The organism is Kitasatospora sp. NPDC007106, assembly GCF_040634455.1.
Taxonomy (GTDB): domain Bacteria; phylum Actinomycetota; class Actinomycetes; order Streptomycetales; family Streptomycetaceae; genus Kitasatospora; species Kitasatospora arboriphila.
Map to the genome: position 1 here is coordinate 1 of NZ_JBEYFP010000491.1, position 4,492 is coordinate 4,492.

Consider the following 4,492-nt stretch of genomic DNA (forward strand, 5'->3'; position numbering starts at 1 on the left):
GACGGAGGCACCCGCCGGGCTGACCCCGCGCGAGGTGGAGGTGCTGCGGCTGGTCGCCGGGGGCGGCAGCAACCACGCGATCGCCCGGGAGCTCCACCTCAGCGAGCGGACGGTGGCCCGCCACATCAGCAACATCCTCGGCAAGCTGGACGCCGGCTCCCGGACGGCCGCCGCCGCGTACGCCTTCGAACACGGCCTCGCCGGCGCCCGCACCCCGAGCCACTGAGATCCCCGGGTCACTGAGATCCCCGGGCCGGTGCGGCCCCTCGGCCGTCTGCGCACATCTGCCCATCCGCGACGGCCCGGAACACATGGTTCTGCCGATGTGCCGCCCCGGCTCCGCGGCCTAGCGTCGGAGTACGGCGAACGGCCCCGGAAGGCGGCGACGACCGTGGCACTCCACGCACAGACACCTGCCGACGCACCGGCCCGGACGGGCGTCCCCGCGCCCGTCCCCGTCCCCGCCCCCGCACAGGCGGGCCGGGCGGCGACGGCCCTCGGGGCGGCGCTGGCGGAACGCGGCGAGCACGCCGCGGCCGAACGTGCGCTGCGCCGCGCGGTCCGCTGCTGCACGGCGGCGTACGGCCCGGACGACCCGCGGCTGGCGGTGCCGTTGCGGGCGCTCGGCGCGGTCTGCGTCGCCCGCGGCCGGTTGGCCGAGGCCGAGGCCCTGCTGAACCGGGTGCTGGTGCTGCTCGCGGGGCCGGGGGACGGAACGGAGGAGGAGTCATGAACGGGGAACGGCACGAGACCGTGGTCATCGGCGCGGGGCAGGCGGGGCTCGCCGTCGGTCAGCAGTTGGCCCGGCGTGGTCGGGAGTGCGTGATCCTGGACGGCAGCGTTCGGATCGGCGACAACTGGCGCTCGCACTGGGACTCGCTGCGGCTGTACAGCCCGGCCCGCTACGACGGGCTGCCCGGGATGCGCTTCCCCGCACCCGGCTGGTCCTTCCCCGGCAAGGACCAGGTGGCGGACTACCTGGAGGCGTACGCGGAGCGGTTCGACCTGCCGGTGCGCACCGGTGTCCGGGTCACCCGGCTCTCCCCCGCGGACACCGGAGACACCACCGGTGCCGGGAGCACCGGAGGCACCGGAGGCACCGGAGGCACCGACGGGGCCGGTGGGTGGGTGGTGGAGACCGACCGGGGCCGGCTGCTCGCCGAGAACGCCGTGGTCGCCACCGGCACCTTCGGCCGCGGCCCGTACGTCCCGCCCTTCGCGCCGCAGCTCGATCCGCGGATCCTGCAGCTGCACTCCTGCGAGTACCGCAACGAAGGCCGGCTGCGCGACGGGCCGGTGCTGGTGGTCGGCGCCTCGCACTCGGGTGCGGACGTGGCGTACGAGGTGGCCGGGCGGCACCGGACGGTGCTGTGCGGGCGGGAGACCGGGCAGATCCCGCTCACGCTGGAGGCGAGGTCGACGCGGCTGGCGTTCCCGGTGCTGTGGCAGATCGCCGACCGGGTGCTCACCACGGGCACGCCGTTCGGACGGCGGATGCGCGAGGAGGTCCGCACGCACGGCGGGCCGCTGCTGCGGGTGAAGGCCGCCGACCTGGCGCGGGTCGGGGTGGAGCGGGTGCCGGAGCGGATGACCGGGGTGCGGGACGGCATGCCGCTGCTCGACGGCGGACGGGTGGTCGAGGTGGCCAACGTCGTCTGGTGCACCGGCTTCCGGCAGGACTTCGACTGGATCGACGCGCCGGTGACCGGCCCTGACGGCTGGCCGCGGGAGCACCGCGGCGTGGTCGGGGACGCGCCCGGTCTGTACTTCTGCGGTCTCGCCTTCCAGCGGGCGTTCAGTTCGATGCTGATCGGCGGCGCCGGCAAGGACGCCGCGGTGGTGGCGAAGCACATCGCCGCCCGCGAACGCCGCCTGCACCGGGCCGACCGCCGGGAGCACGTCCTGACCGCCGCCTGAGGGCCGCGCCGGACGGGCTGGGGGCCCGGACAGGCCGGGCGACCCGGACGCGGGCAACGGGCGGAACGGGCTTGACGCGAAAGATACTAAGCGCGCATAGTATTCCTCATGAGGAAGCTCGCCACGGCACAGACCGTCTCCACCGCCCACCCGTCCGCCTTCTTCGCCCGCTGGGCCGACATGGCCACCTGGCCCGAGTGGAACACCGACACCGCCTGGGTCCGCCTGGACGGCCCGTTCGTCGAGGGCGCCACCGGCGTGCTCAAGCCGAAGGGCGGCCCCAAGGTGCCGTTCACCGTCGCGAAGCTCGTCCCCGGCAGGGAGTTCACCGACGTCTCCCGGCTGCTGGGCGCCCGGCTGACCTTCCGTCACCTGGTCGAGCGCACCGAGCAGGGCGGCACCCTGGTCAACGTCGAGGTCACCCTCGACGGCCCGCTCGCCGCCCTGTGGAACGCGATCCTCGGCAAGGACATCCGGGCCGGCCTCCAGCAGGACCTCGACCGGCTCGCCGCCACCGCCGAGGCCGACAGCGCGGTGACCGCCGCATGAGGGCCTGGCTCGGCGTCGTCTGCCGCGACCACGTCCTGCGCGGCACCGGGCTGGGCATCGCCCAGCTCAACCACGGCCGCCGGGACGCGGTCGCCCGCCTGGCGGCCGGCGACTGGCTGGTCTACTACTCGCCCCGGACGAGCCTCGCCGGCGGCCGCCCGCTGCGCGCCTTCACCGCCATCGGCACGGTCGCCGACGAGGAGGTGTGGCAGGCCGACGAGGGCGACTTCAAGCCCTGGCGGCGGCGGGTCGACTACCTGCCCGGCGCCGCCGAGGCACCGCTCGCCCGGTTCGACGGCACGCTCGACCTGACCTCCGCCCCCGACTGGGGGTACCGGCTGCGCCGCGGCCTGGTCGAGCTGACCGCCCACGACCTGGCCCTCGTCCGGGCCGCTATGGTCACCGCATGACCGACCACCCGCCGCGCCTGGCCAGCGGCTTCACCGAACCCGACGAGAGCCCCGGCCTGCTGCTCTGGCAGGTCACCAACCGCTGGCAGGCAGCCCAGCGCGCCGCCCTCAAGCCGTACGGGCTGACCCACGTCCAGTTCGTCCTGCTCGCCTCGCTGAGCTGGCTGCAGGCGGACGGGCCGGTCACCCAGAAGCACCTCGCCGACCACGCCGCCACCGATCCGATGATGACCTCCCAGGTCCTGCGCGCCCTGGAGTCCCGCGGACTGGTCCACCGGCTGCCGCACCCGCACGACCGCCGCGCCCGTGCCCTCGCCCCCACCGACGAGGGCCGCGCCCTCGCCGACCGAGCCGTCGCGGCCGTCGAGGCCTGCGACCGCGCCTTCTTCGAACCGCTCGGCGCCGACGCCGCCGCCTTCAGCGCCGCCCTGCGCACCCTCCGCAGCGCGAAGGGGCAGCCGGGCGAAGCGGGCTGAGGGGCGGCCACCTGCGGGGCTGCGCCCCCGACGCGGGGTGTCGCCGGCGGCCCGTACCATCGGGGGCATGCTCACCGTTGCCACCTGGAACGTCCTGCACCGCGTCCACGCGGAGAACTGGAGCAGTGACGTCCTCGACCGGTGGCCCGAGGAGGCATCGCGGATCGCCGCCGTCGCCGCCCGGGTCGCCGCGCTGACCGAACGGGTGGTGGCGCTGCAGGAGGTGAGCGGCGACCAACTCGCCTCGATCCGGGCCGCGTTGCCCGCCGGCCGGAGCATCCACACGCTCGACTACCCGCGGATCCCGACACCGCGCCGCATCCCCACCCTGCTGGCAGACCGCAGCGAGCACCTGGTGCTGCTGGTCGACGGGCCGGGCGAGGTGGTGGCCGCCGAGGCCTTCGCGGAGGACCGCGGCAAGGGGCTGCTCGCCGTCCGCACGGCGGGCCTGCTCGTCGTCGCGACCCACGTGAGCACCGGCCCCCGCCGGCCCGGCCAACTCGCCCGGCTGGCGGAGGTGGTGGCCGCCACCGCGGACGGCCCGGCCGTCCTGTTGGGCGACTTCAACGCGGACCGGACGACCGTGGCCGCCGAACTCGGCCCCGGCTTCGCCGTCGCCGAACTCCCGCCCGGCGCACCGCCGACCAGACCGCGCGAGACCGGCGCGGAGAAGTCCCAGTGGATCGACCACGTGGTGGTGCACGGCCTCGACAGCCGCGGCGCCGTGGTCGAGGACGTCGCCGGCCTCTCCGACCACAACCCCGTCCGCGCCGAGGTCGTCCCCGGAGCCGACCCCGGACCTGCCGACCCCGGACCTGCCGAGCGGAACGACACGTCGCCGATGTGAGGCCGACGTGAGGTCGCCGTGACGCCGACGGGGCGTCAGAACCGGCTCCACGGAAGGTGACAGGAGGGCACATGGCACCGCAGGACCCGGTGGCGGGCTTCTACGACGGGCTCGCCGCCGGCTACCACCTGATCTACGCCGACTGGGAGGCGGGCATCCGGCGGCAGGGCGCCGCCCTGGACGCGCTGCTCACCGACCGCCTCGGGTCCGGCCCGGCGGACGTGCTCGACTGCGCCTGCGGCATCGGCACCCAGGCGATCGGGCTGGCCCTGCGCGGCCACCGGGTGGTCGGC

At 75.6% G+C, this 4,492-nt stretch carries 7 protein-coding genes and 1 pseudogene; all 8 read left to right on the forward strand.

From position 1 onward, the window contains the following. On the forward strand, positions 1-226 hold a 226-nt coding region (locus ABZ641_RS26805), incomplete at its 5' end, for a response regulator transcription factor (RefSeq protein ID WP_359985684.1). 165 nt (positions 227-391) lie between these two features. After that, positions 392-733, forward strand: coding sequence for a tetratricopeptide repeat protein (locus ABZ641_RS26810; RefSeq protein ID WP_359985687.1), 342 nt, complete (start codon positions 392-394; stop codon positions 731-733). Further along, entirely contained in the window at positions 730-1,917 is a 1,188-nt protein-coding gene (locus ABZ641_RS26815; protein ID WP_359985690.1) for an NAD(P)-binding domain-containing protein, read from the forward strand. The genes ABZ641_RS26810 and ABZ641_RS26815 overlap by 4 nt, the downstream gene beginning before the upstream one ends. Positions 1,918-2,025: 108 nt before the next feature. Then, positions 2,026-2,466 (forward strand): SRPBCC family protein, encoded by a 441-nt coding sequence (locus ABZ641_RS26820; RefSeq protein WP_359985692.1) that lies wholly within the window; start codon positions 2,026-2,028, stop codon positions 2,464-2,466. After that, positions 2,463-2,876: an EVE domain-containing protein gene (locus ABZ641_RS26825; RefSeq protein ID WP_344627223.1), complete on the forward strand. Its 414-nt coding sequence runs from the start codon at positions 2,463-2,465 to the stop codon at positions 2,874-2,876. The genes ABZ641_RS26820 and ABZ641_RS26825 overlap by 4 nt, the downstream gene beginning before the upstream one ends. Further along, the gene (locus ABZ641_RS26830; RefSeq protein ID WP_359985695.1) at positions 2,873-3,352 is read left to right on the forward strand and encodes a MarR family transcriptional regulator; all 480 of its coding nucleotides are present in this window, start codon (positions 2,873-2,875) and stop codon (positions 3,350-3,352) included. Before ABZ641_RS26825 ends, ABZ641_RS26830 begins: the two co-directional genes overlap by 4 nt. A gap of 67 nt (positions 3,353-3,419) precedes the next feature. Then, the gene (locus ABZ641_RS26835; RefSeq protein ID WP_359985697.1) at positions 3,420-4,199 is read left to right on the forward strand and encodes an endonuclease/exonuclease/phosphatase family protein; all 780 of its coding nucleotides are present in this window, start codon (positions 3,420-3,422) and stop codon (positions 4,197-4,199) included. A 71-nt stretch (positions 4,200-4,270) separates the two neighbouring features. Further along, positions 4,271-4,492 (forward strand): annotated as a pseudogene (locus tag ABZ641_RS26840) (class I SAM-dependent methyltransferase); the annotation flags it as partial.

Excerpts from the sequence above, each read along its gene's own strand:
- ABZ641_RS26815 (WP_359985690.1), top strand. The coding sequence starts at position 730 with ATGAACGGGGAACGGCACGAGACCGTGGTCATCGGCGCGGGGCAGGCG.
- ABZ641_RS26820 (WP_359985692.1), top strand. The coding sequence starts at position 2,026 with ATGAGGAAGCTCGCCACGGCACAGACCGTCTCCACCGCCCACCCGTCC.
- ABZ641_RS26825 (WP_344627223.1), top strand. The coding sequence starts at position 2,463 with ATGAGGGCCTGGCTCGGCGTCGTCTGCCGCGACCACGTCCTGCGCGGC.
- ABZ641_RS26830 (WP_359985695.1), top strand. The coding sequence starts at position 2,873 with ATGACCGACCACCCGCCGCGCCTGGCCAGCGGCTTCACCGAACCCGAC.
- ABZ641_RS26835 (WP_359985697.1), top strand. The coding sequence starts at position 3,420 with ATGCTCACCGTTGCCACCTGGAACGTCCTGCACCGCGTCCACGCGGAG.